Raw genomic sequence first — 20,899 nt, forward strand, 5'->3', positions numbered from 1 at the left:
CAGCCGTCCCCGGCACTGGGCCTGACGGCATCCCCGAACCCTCCCGTTACGGTCAAAAACGGGTCCAGCCGCACCGTAGTGATCGTCGTTGCCGTACGCGACTGCAAAAGAGCTCCCCGAAATGCCGGACTGCCTTTCCTGGATGTAACGCTCCGTAATGCGCGCGCAAAACAGGACCAGAGTTTCATCCTCGGCGACCGCTACGCCCGAGACCTGGCACGGGTCGTGGCCGACTACTGCGAGCGACCACCACGGCTGTCATGACCAAAATGGGGAAACAGTCATGCACTCGATGCCGCAAATCCGTTCGGGATAACAAGAGCGTCACAGCATCAGTCAGACCAGTGCTTAATTTCCATTTAGCCGCTTAGAGTCACGGCCAGTCACCGCGCCACCGGATTCCTTGCCAGTAAGGCTCCAGCGCTCGACTCGGCGCTCCACGGAGGAGCAGCCGTGCCAGGTGAAAGGACCAGATTCGTGCGTCAACGTTCGCTCATAGCCATAACCGCTGCTCTGGCTGCGGGGGCACTCACCCTTACCGCCTGTGGCTCGCGCGACGACAAGGGCGGAGACTCGGCGGCCGGTGGCGACACCACCGTGGTCATCGGTGTCGACGCGCCGCTGACCGGCGACCTCTCCGCGCTGGGTCTCGGCATCAAGAACTCCGTGGACCTCGCCGCCAAGCAGGCCAACGAGAAGAAGTACGTCAAGGGCGTCACCTTCAAGATCGAGGCGCTCGACGACCAGGCCCAGCCGTCGTCGGGTCAGCAGAACGCCACCAAGCTCGTCGCCGACAAGAACGTCCTCGGCGTCGTCGGCCCGCTGAACTCCTCCGTCGCCGAGTCGATGCAGAAGGTCTTCGACGACGCGAAGCTCGCCCAGGTCTCGCCGGCCAACACAGCCCCGGCGCTGAGCCAGGGCCCGGACTGGAACGGCGGCACCAAGAAGCGCCCGTTCAACTCGTACTTCCGCACGTCGACCACGGACGCCATCCAGGGCCCGTTCGCGGCGCAGTACCTCTTCAACGAGGCCAAGAAGACCAAGGTCTTCGTCATCGACGACAAGAAGACCTACGGCGCCGGACTCGCGGCCACCTTCAAGGCCGAGTTCACCAAGCTGGGCGGCAAGGTCGCCGGCGAGGACCACGTCGACCCGGAGACCAAGGACTTCTCCTCCGTCGTCACCAAGATCAAGAGCTCCAAGGCCGACGTCGTCTACTACGGCGGCGAGTACCCGGCCGCCGGCCCGCTGAGCAAGCAGATCAAGAAGGCCGGTGCCAAGATCCCGCTCGTCGGCGGTGACGGCATCTACAGCGCCGACTTCATCAAGCTCTCGGGCAAGGAGGGTGAGGGCGACCTCGCCACCTCCGTCGGCGCGCCGATCGAGACTCTCCCGTCCGCCAAGGAGTTCGTCGAGAACTACAAGAAGGCCGGCTACAAGGAGGCCTTCGAGGCCTACGGCGGCTACTCCTACGACGCCGCCTGGTCGATCATCGAGGCCGTCAAGAAGGTCGTCGACGACAACGGCGGCAAGCTGCCCGAGTCCAAGGACGCCCGCTCCAAGGTCATCGACGCTCTGAAGAGCGTGTCCTTCGAGGGCGTGACCGGCAAGGTCGCCTTCGACGAGTACGGCGACACGACCAACAAGCAGCTGACGGTCTACCAGTACAAGGGCGGCGCCTGGGCGCCCGTCAAGTCCGGTACTTTCTCAGGCTGACCAACACTCCGCAGCACATCCACAGCCGCGCGGGGCGCTGCATCAAGCGCCCCGCGCGGTGTCATATCCGGCGCAAGACTTTCGGAGGACATGCGGTGAACGAACTGCCGCAGCAGCTGGTCAACGGCCTGCTACTCGGATCGATGTACGGGCTCGTCGCCATCGGCTACACAATGGTCTACGGCATCGTCCAGCTCATCAACTTCGCCCACGGCGAGATCTTCATGACGGGGGGCTTCGGCGCCCTCACCGTGTGGTTGATACTTCCCGGCGGAACCACCATGTGGGTGGCCCTGCCGCTCATGATCATCGGCGCGATCATCGTCGCCACCACCATTGCCGTGGGAGCGGAACGCTTCGCCTACCGGCCTCTCCGAGGGGGGCCGAGACTCGCCCCGCTCATCACCGCGATCGGCCTGTCCCTCGCGCTCCAGCAGGCCGTGTGGGCGTGGTACCCCGGCGCCAAGTCGTCCCGCACCTTCCCCGAGATCCCCGGCGGCCCCTTCCACATCGGCGACGTCACCATCCAGACCGGTGACATCTTCCTGCTCATCGCCGCCCCCATCTCCATGGCCGTCCTCGGCTACTTCGTCATGAAGACCCGCACCGGCCGCGGCATGCAGGCCACCGCGCAGGACCCCGACACCGCCAAGCTCATGGGCATCAACACCGACCGCATCATCGTGGTCGCCTTCGCCCTCGGCGCCGCGTTCGCCGCCATCGGAGCCGTCGCCTACGGCCTCAAGTACGGCGAAGTCCAGTTCCGCATGGGCTTCCTGCTCGGCCTCAAGGCCTTCACCGCAGCCGTCCTCGGCGGCATCGGCAACATCTACGGCGCCATGATCGGCGGCCTCGTCCTCGGCGTCGCCGAGACCATGGCGGCCGCATACGTCTCCGAAATCCCCGGCATGCAGCAGCTCGGCGGCCAGTCCTGGGCCAACGCCTGGGCCTTCGTACTCCTCATCCTCGTGCTCCTGTTCCGGCCCCAGGGCCTCCTCGGCGAGCGCGTCGCGGACAGGGCGTGACCACCATGACCACACAGACCAGCACCACGGCCACCACCGAGACCGCGTCCCCCGAGGCCCGCTCCGGGCTCCTGCCCCCGCGCATCGCCCGAGCCACCGCAACCGCCGGCGGCGCCCTCGCCGCCCTCTCCGCCTTCACCGCCTGGACCTGGACGGCCGCCTTCCCCGGCGACCTCACCGTCTACGGATACCCCGGCGGCCTCCAGTGGCTCGTCCTCGTCGGCGGCGCCCTGACCCTGCTTTTCGGCCTGTCCTCCTACGGTGTCAAGGGCCTGCGCTGGCTCACCCCGGCCGGCGGGGACGCCGCCCTCAAGCTCGCCGCCTACGCCGTGTTCGCCACCACCTGGTACACGGTCATCGCCATCAGCGCCCAGCTCGGCGGCCTCATCAACCTCGAACCGGGCGCCTACGTCGCCGCCCTGGCCGGCCTGGCCGCCCTCGTCGGCGCCCAGTCCCTGCCGTACGAGCGCCCCGAACTCCCCCCCGCCGACCCCGAGGACAGCGGCTGGCAGCGGTTCAAGCACGATCTCGGCAACCGTTGGACGGGCTTCAAGGCCGGCTTCGCCGCCGACGCCCCTCCGCCGGCGCGCAAACTCCCCGGCTACGCCGAGATCCTCATCATCACCGGCTTCCTCGCCCTCGGTCTCGCCGTCTTCACCTACGGCATCACCACCGAGTACGACGAACTGTTCATCGGCTTCCTGCTCACCGCAGGCTTCGGGTTCGCCGCGCTCACCAAGGCCGGCCTCATCGCCCGCATCTCCGCACTGACCGCACGCCACCGCAACGTCACCCTGACCGGCGCGTTCGCTGCCGCCGCGGCATTCCCCTTCACCCAGAGCGACGACCAGTACGCCACCATCGGCGTCAACATCCTCATCTTCGCCACCGTCGCCCTGGGCCTGAACATCGTCGTCGGCCTGGCCGGCCTCCTCGACCTCGGCTACGTCGCGTTCCTCGGTGTCGGCGCGTACGCCGCAGCCATGGTCTCCGGCTCACCCTCCTCGCCGTTCGGCATCCACCTCCCCTTCTGGGGAGCGATCCTCGTCGGCGCCGCCGCCTCCATGGTCTTCGGCGTCCTCATCGGCGCCCCCACCCTGCGACTGCGCGGCGACTACCTGGCCATCGTCACCCTCGGCTTCGGTGAGATCTTCCGCATCGCCGTGCTGAACCTCGACGGCACCTCCGGCCCCGACATCACCAACGGATCCAACGGCATCTCCTCGATCCCGAACCTCAACATCTTCGGGTTCGACTTCGGCGCCGAGCACAGCATCGGCGGCTTCACCATCGGCCGCTTCGCGAACTACTTCTTCCTGATGCTGCTCGTCACGCTGATCGTCGTCGTCGTGTTCCGCAGGAGCGCCGACTCACGCATCGGCCGCGCCTGGATCGCCATCCGCGAGGACGAGACCGCCGCGCTCGCCATGGGCATCAACGGCTTCCGCGTCAAGCTCATCGCCTTCGCGCTCGGCGCCGCGCTCGCCGGCCTCGCCGGCACGGTGCAGGCCCACGTCACGTACACCGTGACCCCGGAGCAGTACCAGTTCGCCCACGTCGTCCCGCCGAACTCGGCATTCCTGCTCGCCGCGGTCGTCCTCGGCGGCATGGGCACCATCAGCGGCCCGCTCGTCGGCGGCGCACTGCTCTTCCTCATCCCCGCCAAGCTGCAGTTCCTCAGCGACCTCCAGCTCCTGGCATTCGGCCTCGCGCTCGTCCTCCTGATGCGCTTCCGCCCCGAGGGCCTCATCGCCAACCGTCGCCGCCAGCTCGAGTTCCACGAGAACGAGGAAGCGCCCGCCACCCTCACCAAGGCAGGTGCCTGAACATGACCACCGACACGATCACGAAGGCGACCGCAGCCGCTCCCACCGGTGAGCCGGTACTCGACGCCCGCGGCGTCACCATGCGATTCGGCGGCCTGACCGCCGTGCGCTCCGTCGACCTGACCGTCAGAAGCGGCGAGATCGTCGGTCTCATCGGCCCCAACGGTGCCGGCAAGACCACGTTCTTCAACTGCCTCACCGGCCTCTACATCCCCACCGAGGGCGAGGTCCGGTACAAGGGCACGATCCTGCCGCCGAAGTCCTTCAAGGTCACCGCGGCCGGCATCGCCCGCACCTTCCAGAACATCCGTCTCTTCAGCAACATGACCGTGCTGGAGAACGTCCTGGTCGGCCGGCACACCCGGACCAAGGAAGGCCTCTGGTCGGCCCTCCTGCGCGGCCCCGGCTTCCACAAGGCCGAAGCCGCCTCCCGGGAACGGGCCATGGAACTCCTCGAGTTCGTCGGCCTGGCGGGCAAGGCCGAACACCTCTCCCGCAACCTGCCCTACGGTGAGCAGCGCAAGCTGGAGATCGCCCGGGCACTCGCCAGCGAGCCCGGACTCCTCCTCCTCGACGAGCCCACCGCCGGCATGAACCCGCAGGAGACCCGGGCCACCGAGGAACTGGTCTTCGCCATCCGCGACATGGGCATCGCCGTCCTCGTCATCGAGCACGACATGCGCTTCATCATGAACCTCTGCGACCGGGTCGCCGTACTCGTCCAGGGCGAGAAGCTCATCGAGGGCGACAGCGCGACCGTGCAGAACGACGAGCGCGTCATCGCCGCCTACCTGGGCGAGCCCTTCGAGGGCGCACCCGGCGAGGAGGAGGCCGCCGAGGTCGCCCAGGCCGAAGCCGCCGCCGCAACCGCCACCGAGCCGGAGACGGAGACGGAGGCCTCCCCGGCCGGAGCCACGGACGGAGCGACCGACGAGGCCACCGACGCACCCGCCGCCGAGACCGGTGCCGACGAGACCGGTGCCGACGAGACCGAGGCCGACGACGCCGGCGACGGCGACGGCACCGACGACGCACCGGCCGCACCCCGCGCCGACGCGCCGGAAGCAACCGACGACGGTGACGACGACACCGCCCAGGCCTCCGGCACCCGCAAGGAGAACGACTGATGACCGCACTTCTCGAGGTCGAGGACCTGCGCATCGCCTACGGCAAGATCGAGGCCGTCAAGGGCATCTCGTTCAAGGTCGAAGCGGGCGAGGTCGTCACCCTCATCGGCACCAACGGCGCCGGCAAGACCACCACCCTGCGCACGCTCTCCGGGCTCCTCAAGCCCGTCGGCGGACAGGTCAAGTTCAACGGCAAGTCGCTGCGCAAGGTCCCCGCCCACCAGATCGTCTCGCTCGGACTCGCCCACTCCCCCGAGGGCCGGCACATCTTCCCGCGCATGACGATCGAGGACAACCTCCTCCTCGGCGCCTTCCTCCGCAACGACAAGGAAGGCATCGCCAAGGACGTCCAGCGCGCCTACGACCTCTTCCCCATTCTGGGCGAACGCAGGAAGCAGGCAGCCGGCACGCTCTCCGGCGGTGAGCAGCAGATGCTCGCCATGGGCCGGGCACTCATGTCCCAGCCGAAACTGCTCATGCTCGACGAGCCCTCCATGGGCCTCTCGCCGATCATGATGCAGAAGATCATGGCGACGATCGCCGAACTCAAGGCCGAGGGCACCACCATCCTGCTCGTCGAGCAGAACGCCCAGGCCGCGCTCTCCCTGGCCGACCACGGTCACGTCATGGAGATCGGCAAGATCGTCCTCTCCGGCAGCGGACAGGACCTGCTCCACGACGAGTCCGTCCGCAAGGCGTACCTCGGCGAGGACTGACCCGCACCCCGGAACACCGGAGGCCCGCACCCTCGGGGGGTGCGGGCCTCCTCCGTCCACGGACTCCGACCGCCGGTACCCACCACCGGACGGCGGACCGCCGCCGGACTACTTCTGGTCCTGGCCGTCCCTGGCCGCCTTCTTCTCCTCGGCGTCCTCGATGACCGCCTCCGCGACCTGCTGCATCGACAGCCGCCGGTCCATCGACGTCTTCTGGATCCACCGGAACGCGGCCGGCTCGGTCAGCCCGTACTGCGTCTGCAGGATGCTCTTCGCCCGGTCCACCAGCTTGCGCGTCTCCAGCCGCTGCGCAAGATCGGCGACCTCCTTCTCCAGCGCCCGCAGCTCCGCGAACCGCGACACCGCCATCTCGATGGCCGGCACCACGTCGCTCTTGCTGAACGGCTTCACCAGGTACGCCATCGCACCGGCGTCCCGCGCACGCTCGACGAGATCGCGCTGCGAGAACGCGGTCAGCATCAGGACCGGCGCGATCGACTCCTCCGCGATCTTCTCCGCGGCGGAAATCCCGTCCAGCACCGGCATCTTCACGTCCAGGATCACCAGATCCGGACGCTGCTCCCGGGCGAGCTCGACGGCCCGCTGCCCGTCACCGGCCTCTCCGACGACCGTGTACCCCTCTTCTTCGAGCATCTCTTTCAGGTCGAGGCGGATGAGGGCCTCGTCCTCTGCGATGACGACGCGGGTCGTCAGCGGCGGGACGTGCGACGCGTTGCCGTCGTCGGCGACGGGCTGGGGCGACTCGGGGGCGGTCACGGGAGCTCCTCGTTGCGGGGCCGGTGCTGCACTGGAAAGCCTACCTAGCTGAGGCCGCCGACCTTCACCCGGTACACTCCCACCAGCGACCTTGCCGGGTTGGCGGAATGGCAGACGCTGATGTCTCAAACACATCTGTCCGAAAGGGCGTGCGGGTTCGAATCCCGCACCCGGCACAGCAAGCGGATGTTCACCTTCTCGTGAACATCCGCTTTTCCTCACCCATGGCGATGAATCATTACGCAATGTGGTCGCATGAAATTCCACGGCACGGACGTGCGACAGAAGGCGCTGACCCTGCTGCGCGGCGGCGCCCGGAACGCCGACGTGGGCCGGACGCTCGGGATCCCCGCCGGCACCGTCGCCTACTGGCGCCACCGGGACCCGGCGGAGCGCGGCGCATGCCCGGGGAGGCACGCGCCTCCCTGTCCGAGATGCGACGGCCGGGAACTCGACGGAGCCGCCTACGCCTATCTGCTCGGGCTGCATCTCGGTGACGGGCACATCATCCGCTACTCCGGGCACCGCGTGCCCAGTCTCATGATCACGTGTGCGGAGGAGTGGCCCGGCCTCATGGACGAGTGCGAGGCCGCCCTGCGCGCGGTCTTCCCGGACAACTCCGTCTGCCGGGTGCGCAAGCAGAGCTGTCGCAACGTCAAGGTGTACTCGAACCACTTGCCGTGCGTCTTCCCCCAGCACGGGCCGGGCAGGAAGCACGAGCGCCGGATCGCCCTGGAGCCGTGGCAGCGGCAGATCGTGGACACCCACCCGTGGGAGTTCGTCCGCGGGCTGGTTCACTCCGACGGGTGCCGGAACATCAACTGGACGACGCGACTCGTCGGCGGTGTGCGGAAGCGGTACGAGTACCCGCGCTACTGGTTCACGAACGTCTCCGACGACATCCGCCGGCTCTACACGGACACGCTCGACCGGCTCGGGGTCGAGTGGAAGGAGTGCACCCGGTACGGCAGGCCGTACAACATATCCGTCGCCCGGCGTGAGTCCGTCGCCCTCATGGACGCGCACATCGGGCCCAAGTACTGAGCGGGCCCGATGTGCGGACGACCGGCGGGGCCGGTCAGGCGTCGAGGAGCTGGTTGAAGAAGACCCGGTAGTGCTGAAGGGCGAGGCGGAGCTCCTCGGTCTGGGTGTCCTCGCCGCGGCTCCACTGGGACTCGAGGTCCTGCTTGTGGTCGGCGAACGTCGCCGCGAGGGACTGGATCACGTCGGCGACGAGGGAGTCGGCGGCGCGGACGGAGTCGCGGGGGTCGTCGACGAAGTTCGTCTGGATCTGCTGCCAGCGGTCCCGGTAGCTCTCGGCGTCCTCACCGGCGATCAGGGGCGTGCCGCGTTCGGACGTGGGGCGCTCCTCCGCGGCTGCGGGGGCGGCGGGTTCCGCCTCCGGTGCGGCTTGCATGTCCGGTGCGGCTTCCGTGTCCCGTTCGGCTTCCGTCTCCCGTGCGGCTTCCGTCTCCCGTGCGGGTCCGGTTTCCGGTGCGGGTTCCCGGTCCGTCGCGGTGGCTCCGCGTCCGGTCGGCGCCTCGGCGCCGGAGGGTTCCGTGGGGCGGTCCCGCCGTTCCGTGGGGGCCGCCTCCGTCCTGTTCCCGGTCCCGGGGATGTCCGTCGCCTCGCCGGGGAACATGGGCGGAGGGCGTTCGCCGGATTCTGCGTCGGGGGGCGGCGCGCCGGTGCGGGGGTGTGCCAGGTCGTCGGTGGTGAGGCCGCTCCTGGTCGTGTCGTGCGTGCTCTTGGGGTCGCGCATGTCAACTCACCTCGTGCGTCGCGGTGTCAGGCGGCGTCGTGACGTCGTCGGGTGTCGGTGGTCGGACCCGGGCTGGTGTGGGGGTCGCCGAGCAGTTCCTGGAAGAGGGCGCGGTAGTGCACCATCGCTCCGCGCAGTTCCTCGGTGGTCGCGCGGCCTTCCCTGTTGCGCAGGCCGACGTCGTGGGCGGCCCGGTAGTGCTCCAGGGTGCTTCCGTGTTCGACGGAGAGGTCCCGGAGTTGCTGCTCGTAGCCTTCCGTGGGGTATCCGCGGTCGCTCATGAGCCGGGTGACGAGCCGGTCGGCGTCGTCAACGCAGCGCGAGGGCTCGTCGACGAAGCGTTCCTGGACGCCGTTCCATTCCGCGCTGTAGCGGTCCTTGGCTTCCGCGGGCAGTTCCTTGATGTCGAGGTCGCGGTGCCGCTGTTCCCGGGAGCGCAGTTCGCGTTCGGCGTCGCGCCTGCTGTCACCGGATTCGACGGTGCGGTCGTACTCGGGGCCGAAGCGCTCCTGGAGGTGGCGCCGGCGCGTGACGAGCCATGCGCCCACCGCGATGAGGAGCAGGACGACCACGATCGGGACGATGATGGCGATGAGTGTTCCTGTGGACATCCGGACCTCCGCATGTGTCCGTTGTCGGCGGGAGCCCTGCTGTCGGGGCCTCTTGTGGGGCCGACTGCCCAGGACCTGTCCGCACAAACACCGCGTCGCCGGGTGGGGTCGCCGTCAGGGGCGCGGGGAGTCGTCCTCGCCGATGTGGTGGACACGTACGAGGTTGGTGGAGCCGGCGACTCCGGGCGGGGAGCCGGCGGTGATGACGACGGTGTCGCCGCGCTCGCAGCGGCCGATGCGGAGGAGTTCCTCGTCCACTTGGGCGACCATCGCGTCGGTGGATTCGACGCGGGGACCGAGGAAGGTCTCGACGCCCCAGGTGAGGTTGAGCTGGGAGCGGGTTGCGGGGTCGGGGGTGAAGGCGAGGAGGGGGATGGGTGAGCGGTAGCGGGAGAGGCGTCGGACGGTGTCGCCGGACTGGGTGAAGGCGACGAGGAACCGGGCGCCGAGGAAGTCGCCGATCTCGGCGGCGGCGCGGGCGACGGAACCGCCTTGGGTGCGGGGTTTGTTGCGTTCGGTGAGCGGAGGGAGGCCCTTGGCGAGGATCTCCTGTTCGGCGGCTTCGACGATGCGGCTCATGGTGCGGACGGTTTCGACGGGGTGTTTGCCGACGCTGGTCTCGCCGCTGAGCATGACGGCGTCGGTGCCGTCGATGACGGCGTTGGCGACGTCGGAGGCCTCGGCGCGGGTGGGCCGCGAGTTCTCGATCATCGAGTCGAGCATCTGGGTGGCGACGATGACGGGTTTGGCGTTGCGCCGGGCGAGTTTGATCGCACGTTTCTGGACGAGGGGGACCTGTTCCAGGGGCATTTCGACGCCGAGGTCTCCGCGGGCGACCATGAGGCCGTCGAAGGCGGCGACGATGTCGTCGATGTTGTCGACGGCCTGGGGCTTCTCGATCTTCGCGATGACGGGGAGGCGGCGGCCTTCCTCGTCCATGATGCGGTGGACGTCCTCGATGTCCCGGGCGGTACGGACGAAGGAGAGGGCGATGATGTCCGCGCCGGTTCTGATGGCCCAGCGGAGGTCGTCGACGTCCTTGTCGGAGAGGGCGGGGACGGAGACGGCGACTCCGGGGAGGTTGAGTCCCTTGTGGTCGGAGATCACGCCGCCTTCGACGACGGTGGTGCGGACGCGGGGGCCGTCGACGGCGGTCACTTCGAGTGAGACGCGGCCGTCGTCCACGAGGATGCGTTCTCCGGGGGTGACGTCGGAGGCGAGTCCGGCGTGGGTGGTGCCGCAGATGTCGCGGTCGCCTTCGACGGGTTCGACGGTGATGGTGAATTCGTCGCCGCGTTCAAGGAGTACGGGGCCTTCCTGGAAGCGTCCGAGGCGGATCTTCGGGCCTTGAAGGTCGGCGAGGACGCCGACGCTGCGGCCGGTTTCGTCGGAGGCCTTGCGGACGTGGTGGTAGCGCTCCTCGTGGTCGGCGTAGGTGCCGTGGCTGAGGTTGAAGCGGGCGACATCCATTCCGGCGTCCACGAGGGCTTTGATCTGCTCGTACGAGTCGGTGGAGGGCCCAAGTGTGCAGACGATCTTTGCTCGGCGCATGGTCCGAGCCTATGTCTTACCCACCGGTAGAGAATTGGCCGTGCGTGACTACTCAACAACCTTTCGATGAAGCCTTATTGACAAGTATTGAATTGTGCATGGGGGCGCTCTTCTGAGCATTTCGGCGTTCCGGGCGTGGTCAGAGCTCGGGGGCCGTCATCGTGAAGCGGGCATTGACCTGGGCGTACACGGTCTGCCGCTGGGGTTCGAGATCGAGGGCCGGGGCGGCTTCGGGGGTGGTGCCGGCGAAGGCGGCCGAACGCAGCGTTCCGGGCTCCGGGGGCATTGCGTAGGGGGCCGGGGCCTCGGCGCCCAGGTCGGCGAGCTCTACGAGGGCGGACAGGCGGGCGCCGAGGGCGCCGGCGTATTCGCGGGCGCGCTGGACGGCTCCGAGGACGGCCTGGCGACGGGCTTCGCCGTGGGCGGGCGAGTCGGGGCGCAGGGCCCACCAGGGGCCGTCGACGCGGGTGAGTTCGAGGTCGGCGAGGCGGGTGGTGAGTTCGCCGAGTGCGGTGAAGTCGGCGAGGACGGCGGTGATGTGGACGCGGCCGTGGTAGGCGCGGACGCGGTCGCCGCGGCCGTGCCGGGCCGGTTCCGGGCTGATGGAGAAGGCGCCGGTCTCGAGTTTCTCGACGGCGTCGCCGTAGGACTTGACGAGGTCCAGGACCTGGGCGTTGCGTCGGGTGAGGTCCTCGAGGGCGGTGCGCCGGTCCGTGCCGCGCGCGCCGACGGTGACACCGATCGTGGCGATCTCGGGGTCGACCTCCAGCCGGGCCTCCCCTCGTACCGCGACCCTCGGCATCTCGGGGGTGCCGAAGGGCGGGTGGACGGGCTGCGGCTTGTCACCGGTCATGTGGGCTCCCTCGCTGATCCGTCTCCGACACTTTCGCACGGGGCCGCCCTGCGCCAGACTCTACGCGCGTTGTTCCACGCGCGTAGTGTCACTTGAACGAGGGAGAGCACATGCCGCTCAATCGCAGGACGTTCCTGGGCCGTTCGGCCGCCGCCGGGGCCGGGGTCGCCATCGCGGGCGGTGCCGCGGCGCCCGCCGCGGCCCATGGCGGGGGCGGGCGGGAGAAGCGGTACTCGTTCACCGTGATGGGCACGACCGACCTGCACGGGAACGTCTTCAACTGGGACTACTTCACCGACCGGGAGTTCGACGACAAGGCCCACAACGACGTCGGCCTGGCGAAGATCTCCACGCTGGTGGAGCAGGTGCGCAAGGACAAGGGCCGGCGCAACACGCTCCTCATCGACGCCGGTGACACGATCCAGGGCACTCAGCTGTCGTACTACTACGCGAAGGTCGACCCGATCACCGCCCGCCGCGGTCCGGTGCACCCCATGGCGCAGGCGATGAACGCCATCGGCTACGACGCCGCCGCGCTCGGCAACCACGAGTTCAACTACGGCATCCCGGTGCTGCGCAAGTTCCAGGAGCAGTGCGACTTCCCGCTGCTCGGTGCCAACGCCCTGGACGCGAGGACGCTGCGGCCCGCGTTCCCGCCGTTCAGCATGCACCGGCTGTGCACGCCGCACGGGCGTGATGTGCGGGTGGCGGTCCTGGGGCTGACGAACCCGGGCATCGCGATCTGGGACAAGGCCAACGTCAGTGGCAGGATGGTGTTCCCCGGCCTGGAGGAGCAGGCGGCGAAGTGGGTGCCGAAGCTGCGCTCGATGGGCGCGGACGTGGTGATCGTGTCGGCGCACTCCGGCTCCAGCGGTACGTCCTCGTACGGCGACCAGCTGCCGTACATCGAGAACGCCGCGGCGCTGGTGGCCGAGCAGGTGCCGGGGATCGACGCGATCCTGGTGGGGCACGCGCACACCGAGATCGCCGAGTACACGGTCACCAACGAGGAGACGGGCAGGCCGGTCGTGCTGTCCGAGCCTCTGAAGTGGGGCCAGCGGCTGACCCTGTTCGATTTCGACCTCGTGTGGGAGCGGGGCCGGTGGTCGGTGGCGAAGGTGGGGGCGAAGGTCCTGAACTCCAACGCCGTCGCGGAGGACCCGCGGATCACGAGGCTGCTGGGGGACGAGCACGAGAAGGTCGTCGCGTACGTCAACCAGGTGATCGGCACGTCCACGGCGGCGATGGCCACGGCGGACGCGCCGTGGAAGGACGAGCCGATCATCGACCTGATCAACCATGTGCAGGCGGAGACGGTGAAGGCCGCGCTGGCGGGCGGGCAGTGGGCGGCGCTGCCGGTGCTGTCGCAGGCGTCGTGCTTCTCGCGCACGGCGGCCATACCGGCCGGGCAGGTGACGATCCGGGACGCGGCCGGCCTCTACCCGTTCGAGAACACGCTGGAGGCGCGGCTGATGACCGGTGCCCAGCTGAAGGACTATCTGGAGTACTCGGCGCGGTACTACGTGCAGACGCCGGCCGGGGCGCCGGTGGACACGGCGAAGCTGACGAACGCCGACGGTATTCCGGACTACAACTACGACGCCGTCGCGGGTCTGACGTACGAGATCGACATTTCGAAGCCCGCCGGGTCGCGGATCGTGAACCTCGCGTTCGGCGGCGAGGCGCTGGACCCGGCGGCGGAGTTCGTGCTGGCGGTGAACAACTACCGGGCCAGTGGCGGCGGTGCGTTCCCGCACGTCGCCGGGGCCCGGCAGCTGTGGTCGAACTCGGACGAGATCCGCAACACGATCATCCAGTGGGTGCAGGCGAAGGGCACGGTGGATCCGGCGGCGTTCGCGTCCGTGGGCTGGAAGCTGACCCGGGACGGAGTTCCGGTCTTCTAGTGCTGTGAGAGTCCCTCCCGACCCGCCCTGCGGGCGGACGGGCCGCTTTCGCAACGTGCTTCAGCGCCGTTCCTCGAGCGGGGTGAGCCGGGGCGCCTGGCCGGGGATGCCGGGCGCCTCGCGCCGTTCGAGGCCGAAGCTGGTGAAGGCGGTGCGGCGGGGCAGCGGGTAGGGCTCCTTGCCGGTGAGGGAGTTCAGGATGGTCGCGCTGCGCCAGGCGGCCAGCCCGAGGTCGGGTGCGCCCACCCCGTGGGTATGCCGCTCCGCGTTCTGCACGTACACGGAGCCGCTGACCGCCGGGTCCAGCACGAGCCGGAAGTGCTCGTCGATGCGGGGCCTGCCGGAGGCGTCGCGCCGCATGTACGGGTCGAGGCCGACGAGGAGCCGGTCGAGGGGGCGTTCGCGGTAGCCGGTGGCGAGGACGACGGCGTCGGTGGTGAGCCGGGAGCGGGTGCCCTGCTGGAGGTGTTCCAGGTGCAGTTCGACCTTGGTGGTGGCGACGCGGCCGGCGGTGCGGACCCGCACGCCGGGGGTGAGGACGGCGTCGGGCCAGCCGGCGTGCAGGGCGCGGCGGTACAGCTCGTCGTGGATGGCCGCGATGGTGTCGGTGTCGATGCCCTTGTGGAGCTGCCACTGCCGGGGGACGAGGCCGTCCCGCACGGTCTCGGGCAGGGCGTGGAAGTAGCGGGTGTAGTCGGGGGTGAAGTGCTCCAGGCCGAGTTTCGAGTACTCCATGGGCGCGAACGCCTCGGTGCGGGCGAGCCAGTGGACCCGCTCGGCGCCGGCGGGGCGGGCGCGCAGGACGTCGAGGAAGACCTCGGCGCCGGACTGGCCGGAGCCGATGACGGTGATGTGCCCGGCGGCGAGGAGCCGTTGGCGGTGTTCGAGGTAGTCGGCCGAGTGGATCACGGGGACGCCGTGGGCGTCGACGAGGGGCTTCAGCGATTCGGGTACGTGGGGTTCGGTGCCGATGCCGACGGCGATGTGCCGGGCGTGGGCGCGCCCCAGCGACTCCGCTCCCCCGTGCGGGTCGAGCCGGGTGAAGTCGACCTCGAACAGGGAGCGTTCCGGGTTCCAGCGGACGGCGTCGACCTGGTGTCCGAAGTGGAGGCCGGGCAGCCGCTCGCTGACCCAGCGGCAGTAGGCGTCGAACTCGGCGCGCTCGAGGTGGAACCGCTCGGCGAAGTAGAAGGGGAAGAGGCGGTCGCGGTCCTTGAGGTAGCTGAGGAACGACCAGGAGCTGGCGGGGTCGGCGAGGGTGACGAGGTCGGCGAGGAACGGGACCTGGAGGGTGGTGCCGTCGATGAGCAGTCCGGGGTGCCAGTGGAACGCGGGGCGCTGGTCGTAGAAGGCGGTGGAGAGGCCGCCCGCGTCGCCTCCGGTCCGCAGCCCGTGGGCGAGGGCGGCGAGGGAGAGGTTGAAGGGCCCGATGCCGATGCCGACGAGGTCGTGGGGCCGGTCGGTCGGGTGGGCGCCGGGGGCGGGCGTGCCGGTCATCGGGTGCTGCTGCCTTCCACGAGTGCGATGAGGGTGTCGAGGTCGTGCGCGGTGGTGTGGGGGTTGAGCAGGGTGGCCTTGAGCCAGAGCCTGCCGTCCGCGTGGGCGCGGCCGAGGACGGCGCGGCCGTCGTGCAGGAGCCGGCGGCGCAGGCGGGCGACGGTGGCGTCGCTCGCGCCGCGGGGCCGGAAGAGGACCGTGGTCAGCACGGGCCGGCGGTGGAGTTCGAGGGCCGGGTGCTTCTCGATCAGGTCGGCGCACTCCTGGGCGGCGGCGCAGGTGCGGTCGACGAGGTCCGCGAGGCCGTCGCGGCCGAGGGCCCGCAGGGTCACGGCGATCTTGAGGATGTCGGGACGGCGGGTGGTCCTCAGGGAGCGCCCGAGGAGGTCGGGCAGGCCGGCCTCGGTGTCGTCGTCCGGATTGAGGTAGTCGGCGGTGTGGGCGAGCGGCGCGAGCCGGGTGCCGTCGCGGACGGCGAGGATGCCGGCGGCGACCGGCTGCCAGCCCAGTTTGTGCAGGTCGAGTGTGACGGAGTGGGCGCGGTCCAGGCCGCGCAGCAGGTGCCGGTGGCGGGGGCTGAACAGCAGCGGGCCGCCGTAGGCCGCGTCGATGTGCAGTTCGGCCCCGTGGCGTTCGCAGAGGTCGGCGATGCCGGGGAGCGGGTCGACGAGTCCGGCGTCGGTGGTGCCGGCGGTGGCGGTGACGAGCGCGGGGCTGCCGTGCAGGGCGGTGAGGGCGTCGTCGAGGGCGGCGAGGTCGGTGGTGCCGTCCGGGGCGGGGACGGTGACGGGCTCGGGCAGCCCGAGGAGCCAGGCGGAGCGGCGTACGGAGTGGTGGGTGCCGGTGCCGCAGACGATCCGGACCGGTCCGTGGCGCTCGCGGGCGAGGAGGACGGCGAGCTGGTTGGCCTCGGTGCCGCCGGTGGTGACGAGGGCGTCGGGGCGAGCGGCGCGCGGGTACACCTCGGTGGCCAGGGCGCGGGTCACCTCGGCCTCCAGCGCGGATGCGGCGGGTGCCTGGTCCCAGGAGTCCAGGGACGGGTTCAGCGCGGACGCGGCCAGGTCGGCGGCGGCGGCGAGCGCGAGGGGCGGGGTGTGGAGGTGGGCGGCGCAGCGGGGGTCGGCGGGGTCGGCGGCGCCGTACGCCAGGGCCTCGACGAGGCTGCGGAGGGCTTCCTCGGCGCCGTGGCCGTGGTCGGGGATGGCGGGGGCGACGGTCTCGGCCACGGCCGCGGTCAGGAGTTCGGGCCCGCCGGGCGGCAGCGGCCCGCCTCGCGCCACGGCCCCCGCGCGGAGGGCGTCCAGGACCACACCGAGGAGGGGCCGCAGCGCGTCGGGCCCGTCGATGCCCCCGGCGAGCGGCGGGAGGCCCTCGCCGGGGCTGCGGCTCGACGTCAGGCGCGGCGGCGTCGTCATGCGGGTCCTTCGGGGACGTCGGCGTGGCCCTTGCGGAGCGCGGACGGGCCTCCGCCAGGGTGTACGGGGGTCGGGGTGGACTGCCCGCAGACTCAACGATCGGAACCCGAAAGTGGTACGCGTTTTCTGTTGTGGGGCGTTGGGGCCGTGGCGTGCCCGCCCGGGGACGCGTTCACCGTGGTGCGGCGTTGCCCGCGCGGGGCGCCGCCGGACGGGATGCGCGCGGGCCGCGGGGAGGGTGTGTCCGTGCGCGGGCTCCCGCAGCGGTCGGCGGGCACTTCTCAGGCGCACGGCCCGGGGGTTGGGCGACCGGGCCGTGCGCGGTGCGGGCGGGCTACGCGCCCCGCACCCCCAGTGCCCTGCGCAGGTCGTCCAGTTGGTCCACCAGCTTGCGCCGCAGCAGCGGGATCATCGTCGCGTCGCGGAGGCACTCCTCACCGAGGCGCAGCGTCTGCGCGTCCACGGCGTGGAGCGGGAAGGCGTGGCGCCCGGCCGCCTCCGCGATCGCCGGCCCGCGCCGGTCAGCTAGGGCGACGGCCGCCGGGAAGAAGCGCGGCACGTACTCGCTGACGAGTTCGGCCTGTTCGGGCTGCCAGAAGCCCTGCGCGGTCGCGGCGAAGACGTAGTTGGACAGGTCGTCGGTCTCGAACAGCCGGGACCACGCGGCCGCCTTGGCCTCCGGGGTGGGCAGTGCGGCGCGGCAGCGGGCCGCTCCTTCCTGCCCGGTGGCGCTGGGGTCGCGGTCGAGTTCCGCGGCGATCTGGGCCTCGTCGGTGGCGCCGAGGACGGCGAGCCGGCCGAGGACGCGCCAGCGGAGCTCGGCGTCGAGGGCAGGGCCGCCGGGCACGCTGCCGTCGGCGAGCCAGTCGTGGAGCCCGTTGGGCTGCGCGGCGGCGTCGATGAAGTGGCGTACGGCGGTGAGGCGCAGGTCGGGATGGCTGCCGTCCTCGGTGCGGCGGATGAGGTCGCGGGTGAGGTCGGTGAGCAGGGCGAGCGCGGCGGGGCGGTCTCCGGGCGCGAGGTAGCGGTCGGCGATCTGGGTGCCGGCGAAGGCGAGGACGCCCTGGACGACGGCGAGGTCGCGCTCGTGCGGGAGGTGGGCGCGGGCGGTCTCCAGGTACGCGGCGGGTGCGAGCTGCCCGTCGCGGACCATGTCGCGGAGGCTGTTCCAGACGACGGCGCGGGTGAGCGCGTCGGGGATGCCGGAGAGGCTGCGCAGGGCCGGTTCCTCGGACGCGGCGTCGAGGCGGATCTTGGCGTAGGTGAGGTCGCCGTCGTTGAGGACGACGAGGTCGGGGCGGCGGCCGGTGCGGACGGTGCCGCTCTCGCTCTGGGGGACGTCGATCTCGAAGCGTTCGCGCAGGAGGAGCGCGCGGTCGTCCACGGGGTCGCGGTCGTAGGTGCCGACGGCGACGCGGTGGGGGCGGCTGCCGTCCTGGTCGATGTCGAGGCGCCAGGTGCCGGCGTCCGCGGTGATCCGCGGCGTGAGGGTGTCGACGCCGGTGGTGCGCAGCCAGGCGGCGGCCCAGGTGTGCACGTCGCGGTCGGTGGCCTCGGCGAGGGAGTCGATGAAGTCGGCGAGGGTGGCGTTGCCGAAGCGGTGGCGCGCGAAGTGGATGTTGATGCCGGTGAGGAAGTCCTTCTCGCCGAGCCAGGCGACGAGCTGGCGGAGCGCGGAGGCGCCCTTGGCGTAGGAGATGCCGTCGAAGTTGAGGAGCGCGGAGGCCGTGTCGGGGACCTTGTCCGGGTCGGGTGCGACGGGGTGGGTCGAGGGGCGCTGGTCGGCGTCGTAGCCCCAGGACTTGCGGCCGATGCCGAAGTCGGTCCAGGTGTCGGTGAAGCGGGTGGCCTCGGTGAGGGTCTGGTAGCCCATGTACTCGGCGAAGGACTCGTTCAGCCAGATGTCGTCCCACCAGCGGAGGGTGACGAGGTCGCCGAACCACATGTGGGCCATCTCGTGGGCGATGACCATGGCGCGGGTCTGGCGTTCGGTGTCGGTGACGGCGGAGCGGTAGACGAACTCGTCGCGGAAGGTGACGAGTCCGGGGTTCTCCATGGCGCCGGCGTTGAACTCGGGTACGAAGGCCTGGTCGTAGGAGTCGAAGGGGTAGGGCTCTTCGAACTTCTCGTGGTAGCGGTCGTAGCACTGCCGTGTGATGTCGAGGATCTCGTCGGCGTCCTCGTCCAGGTGGGGGGCGAGGGAGCGGCGGCAGTGGATGCCGAAGGGCAGGCCCCGGTGCTCGGTGCGTACGGAGTGCCAGGGGCCGGCGGCGACGGCGACGAGGTAGGTGGAGATGCGGGGGCTGGGGGCGGCGGTCCAGCGGCCGTCGCCGTGGTCGGTGGTGACGCCGTTGGCGAGGACGGTCCAGCCCTCGGGCGCGGTCACCGACAGTTCGAAGACCGCCTTGAGGTCGGGCTGGTCGAAGGCGGCGAAGACGCGCTGCACGTCGTCCAGGAAGAGCTGGGTGTAGACGTACGTCTCGCCGTCGGCGGGGTCGGTGAAGCGGTGCATGCCCTCGCCGGTGCGGGAGTAGTGCATGGTGGCGTCGATGCACAGTTCGTGATCGCCCTCGGTGAGTCCGGTGAGCGGGAGCCGGTTGTCGGCGAGCTTCTCCGGGTCGAGGTGCCGTCCGTCGAGGGTGACGGAGCGCAGGGTGGCGGGCTTGAGCTCGACGAAGGTGTCGCCGGCGGCGCGGGCGGTGAACCCGATCACGGTGCGTGACTCGAAGGTCTCGCCGGTGGTGAGGTCGAGTTCGACCGAGTAGCGGCGGACGTCCAGGAGCTGGGCTCGGGTCTGCGCTTCGTCATGCGTGAGTACGGGCATGGGGGCCATGCTGCCTGATGGCCCCGGTCCCGTACACGGGGTATGTCGGTTGATCAGCCTTTTCCGGCGGTGCCGGGGGCGTCGGCGATCTGCTCGTGGTGGCGGATGACCTCGGCGATGATGAAGTTCAGTAGTTTCTCGGCGAAGCCGGGGTCGAGCTTCGCGCTCTCCGCGAGCTGTCGCAGCCGGGCGATCTGGCGGGACTCGCGGGCCGGGTCGGCGGGCGGGAGATGGTGTTCGGCCTTGAGGTGGCCCACCTGCTGGGTGCATTTGAAGCGCTCGGCGAGCATGTGGACGACTGCCGCGTCGATGTTGTCGATGCTTTCGCGCAGCCTGGTGAGCTCGGCCAGGACGGAGTCGTCGGTACCGCTCGTCTCGCTGGTGGTCATGGGGTGGGAGCTTACGTCGGCCGCGCGGTGATGGTCGGGGGGTGTTCGGGATCCGGGATGCGGTTGCTCCAGCCGCCGGGGACGGAGCGGCCCTGCTGTTCGCGGAAGCGGATCGGAGCGGCGCCGACACGGCGGGTGAAGAGGCGGGAGAAGTAGGCGGGGTCGTCGTAGCCGACGCGGCGGGCGACGGCCGCGACGGGGAGGTCGGTGGCTGCGAGGAGTTCCTTGGCCCGGCCGAGCCGGATGCGCAGGAGGTAGTCCTTGGGGCTGCAGCCCGCACCGCGGCGTACGGCGGTGCGCAGCTCGGCGGGGGTCATGCCGTGGCGGGCGGCGTGCTCGGCGACGGACAGCGGTGTGAAGGCGTCGCGGGCGAGGGCCTGGAGGACGGGGTCGCCGTCGGGGCCGACGCCGGCGCGGGCGCGGCGCAGGGCGACGAGGAGTTCGTGGACGGCGGCGCCGGTCTCGACTTCGAGGAGGGGGTTGCCGCGGCGGGCGGCGCGGGCTATGCGGCCGACGGCGGCGCGGGCGGGGGCGGCGTCGGAGAGGGGGACGACGGGCCGGTCGGGTTCGATGTAGCCGAGTTCCGTGTAGGTGGCGGTCGCGGGGCCGGCGAAGTCGACGAAGCTCTCGTCCCAGCCGGTGGCGGGGTCGGGGGCGTAGTGGTGGGGGACGCCGGGGGTGAGCCAGAGCACGGCGGGTGCGGTGACGGTGAGACGTCTGCCGTCGGTGCCGCGGTACCAGCCTCCGCCGCCGCTGATCAGTACGGCGACGTGGTGGTCGAGCGTGCGGGGGCCGACGGTGGGGAGGGCGCCGTGCTGGAGTCCGACGCCGAGGCAGACGAGGCCGAGGCGGTGGTGGACGGGGCTGGGCGTGAAGTAGCGCATCCAGGTGTGGTACATGCCCCCT

17 protein-coding genes and 1 tRNA gene are annotated in these 20,899 nt (G+C 70.5%); 8 read left to right on the forward strand and 10 right to left on the reverse strand.

Annotated elements, in window-relative coordinates; translation table 11 throughout:
- Nucleotides 1-477 precede the first annotated feature (477 nt).
- The 5 genes from BLT82_RS08150 (at nt 478) to BLT82_RS08170 (ending at nt 6,410) form a co-directional block, all read left to right on the forward strand.
- Entirely contained in the window at nt 478-1,716 is a 1,239-nt protein-coding gene (locus BLT82_RS08150) for a branched-chain amino acid ABC transporter substrate-binding protein (RefSeq protein ID WP_093653184.1), read from the forward strand.
- A gap of 95 nt (nt 1,717-1,811) precedes the next feature.
- A complete protein-coding gene (locus BLT82_RS08155) occupies nt 1,812-2,741 on the forward strand; it encodes a branched-chain amino acid ABC transporter permease (RefSeq protein WP_093653185.1) in 930 nt (309 codons plus the stop codon).
- Nucleotides 2,738-4,567 carry a branched-chain amino acid ABC transporter permease gene (locus tag BLT82_RS08160; RefSeq protein WP_208867771.1) on the forward strand — a complete coding sequence of 610 codons (1,830 nt, stop codon included), beginning with the start codon at nt 2,738-2,740 and terminating at the stop codon, nt 4,565-4,567. Before BLT82_RS08155 ends, BLT82_RS08160 begins: the two co-directional genes overlap by 4 nt.
- Nucleotides 4,568-4,569: 2 nt before the next feature.
- Nucleotides 4,570-5,694 carry an ABC transporter ATP-binding protein gene (locus BLT82_RS08165; protein WP_093653186.1) on the forward strand — a complete coding sequence of 375 codons (1,125 nt, stop codon included), beginning with the start codon at nt 4,570-4,572 and terminating at the stop codon, nt 5,692-5,694.
- Complete coding sequence (locus tag BLT82_RS08170; protein ID WP_093653187.1) at nt 5,694-6,410, forward strand: ABC transporter ATP-binding protein; 717 nt, start codon at nt 5,694-5,696, stop codon at nt 6,408-6,410. Before BLT82_RS08165 ends, BLT82_RS08170 begins: the two co-directional genes overlap by 1 nt.
- A gap of 108 nt (nt 6,411-6,518) precedes the next feature.
- Here BLT82_RS08170 and BLT82_RS37075 read toward each other — a convergent pair whose 3' ends face one another.
- Nucleotides 6,519-7,187: an ANTAR domain-containing response regulator gene (locus BLT82_RS37075; protein WP_167745984.1), complete on the reverse strand. Its 669-nt coding sequence runs from the start codon at nt 7,185-7,187 to the stop codon at nt 6,519-6,521.
- Between the two features lie 93 nt (nt 7,188-7,280).
- On the opposite strand from BLT82_RS37075, the gene BLT82_RS08180 reads away from it, so the two are divergent.
- A tRNA-Leu gene (locus BLT82_RS08180) sits at nt 7,281-7,363 on the forward strand.
- Between the two features lie 79 nt (nt 7,364-7,442).
- The gene (locus BLT82_RS08185) at nt 7,443-8,231 is read left to right on the forward strand and encodes a hypothetical protein (protein ID WP_093653189.1); all 789 of its coding nucleotides are present in this window, start codon (nt 7,443-7,445) and stop codon (nt 8,229-8,231) included.
- A gap of 34 nt (nt 8,232-8,265) precedes the next feature.
- Here the strand turns inward: BLT82_RS08185 and BLT82_RS08190 are convergent, their stop codons facing one another.
- The 4 genes from BLT82_RS08190 to BLT82_RS08205 all read right to left on the reverse strand — a co-directional run bounded on the left by BLT82_RS08190 (nt 8,266) and on the right by BLT82_RS08205 (nt 11,964).
- Complete coding sequence (locus BLT82_RS08190; RefSeq protein WP_093653190.1) at nt 8,266-8,949, reverse strand: hypothetical protein; 684 nt, start codon at nt 8,947-8,949, stop codon at nt 8,266-8,268.
- Between the two features lie 26 nt (nt 8,950-8,975).
- The gene (locus BLT82_RS08195) at nt 8,976-9,560 is read right to left on the reverse strand and encodes a hypothetical protein (RefSeq protein ID WP_093653191.1); all 585 of its coding nucleotides are present in this window, start codon (nt 9,558-9,560) and stop codon (nt 8,976-8,978) included.
- A gap of 114 nt (nt 9,561-9,674) precedes the next feature.
- Nucleotides 9,675-11,111, reverse strand: a complete 1,437-nt coding sequence (gene pyk / locus BLT82_RS08200; RefSeq protein ID WP_093653192.1) for a pyruvate kinase — start codon at nt 11,109-11,111, stop codon at nt 9,675-9,677.
- A gap of 139 nt (nt 11,112-11,250) precedes the next feature.
- Nucleotides 11,251-11,964, reverse strand: coding sequence for an SIMPL domain-containing protein (locus tag BLT82_RS08205; protein WP_093653193.1), 714 nt, complete (start codon nt 11,962-11,964; stop codon nt 11,251-11,253).
- A gap of 110 nt (nt 11,965-12,074) precedes the next feature.
- Here BLT82_RS08205 and BLT82_RS08210 point away from each other — a divergent pair, with 110 nt between their 5' ends.
- Complete coding sequence (locus tag BLT82_RS08210; RefSeq protein WP_093653194.1) at nt 12,075-13,868, forward strand: bifunctional metallophosphatase/5'-nucleotidase; 1,794 nt, start codon at nt 12,075-12,077, stop codon at nt 13,866-13,868.
- Nucleotides 13,869-13,928: 60 nt separating this feature from the next.
- On the opposite strand, the gene BLT82_RS08215 is transcribed toward BLT82_RS08210, so the two are convergent.
- The 5 genes from BLT82_RS08215 to BLT82_RS08235 form a co-directional block, all read right to left on the reverse strand.
- Nucleotides 13,929-15,365 (reverse strand): lysine N(6)-hydroxylase/L-ornithine N(5)-oxygenase family protein, encoded by a 1,437-nt coding sequence (locus tag BLT82_RS08215; protein WP_093653195.1) that lies wholly within the window; start codon nt 15,363-15,365, stop codon nt 13,929-13,931.
- Complete coding sequence (locus tag BLT82_RS08220) at nt 15,362-16,675, reverse strand: pyridoxal phosphate-dependent decarboxylase family protein (RefSeq protein ID WP_093653353.1); 1,314 nt, start codon at nt 16,673-16,675, stop codon at nt 15,362-15,364. Before BLT82_RS08220 ends, BLT82_RS08215 begins: the two co-directional genes overlap by 4 nt.
- A 439-nt stretch (nt 16,676-17,114) precedes the next feature.
- The gene (gene pepN / locus BLT82_RS08225) at nt 17,115-19,613 is read right to left on the reverse strand and encodes an aminopeptidase N (protein WP_208867772.1); all 2,499 of its coding nucleotides are present in this window, start codon (nt 19,611-19,613) and stop codon (nt 17,115-17,117) included.
- Between the two features lie 44 nt (nt 19,614-19,657).
- Complete coding sequence (locus tag BLT82_RS08230; protein WP_093653196.1) at nt 19,658-19,993, reverse strand: chorismate mutase; 336 nt, start codon at nt 19,991-19,993, stop codon at nt 19,658-19,660.
- An 11-nt stretch (nt 19,994-20,004) separates the two neighbouring features.
- Nucleotides 20,005-20,892, reverse strand: coding sequence for a helix-turn-helix domain-containing protein (locus BLT82_RS08235; protein WP_093653197.1), 888 nt, complete (start codon nt 20,890-20,892; stop codon nt 20,005-20,007).
- Nucleotides 20,893-20,899: the final 7 nt, after the last annotated feature.

Origin of the sequence: Streptomyces wuyuanensis, assembly GCF_900103455.1 — a bacterium.
Taxonomy (GTDB): domain Bacteria; phylum Actinomycetota; class Actinomycetes; order Streptomycetales; family Streptomycetaceae; genus Streptomyces; species Streptomyces wuyuanensis.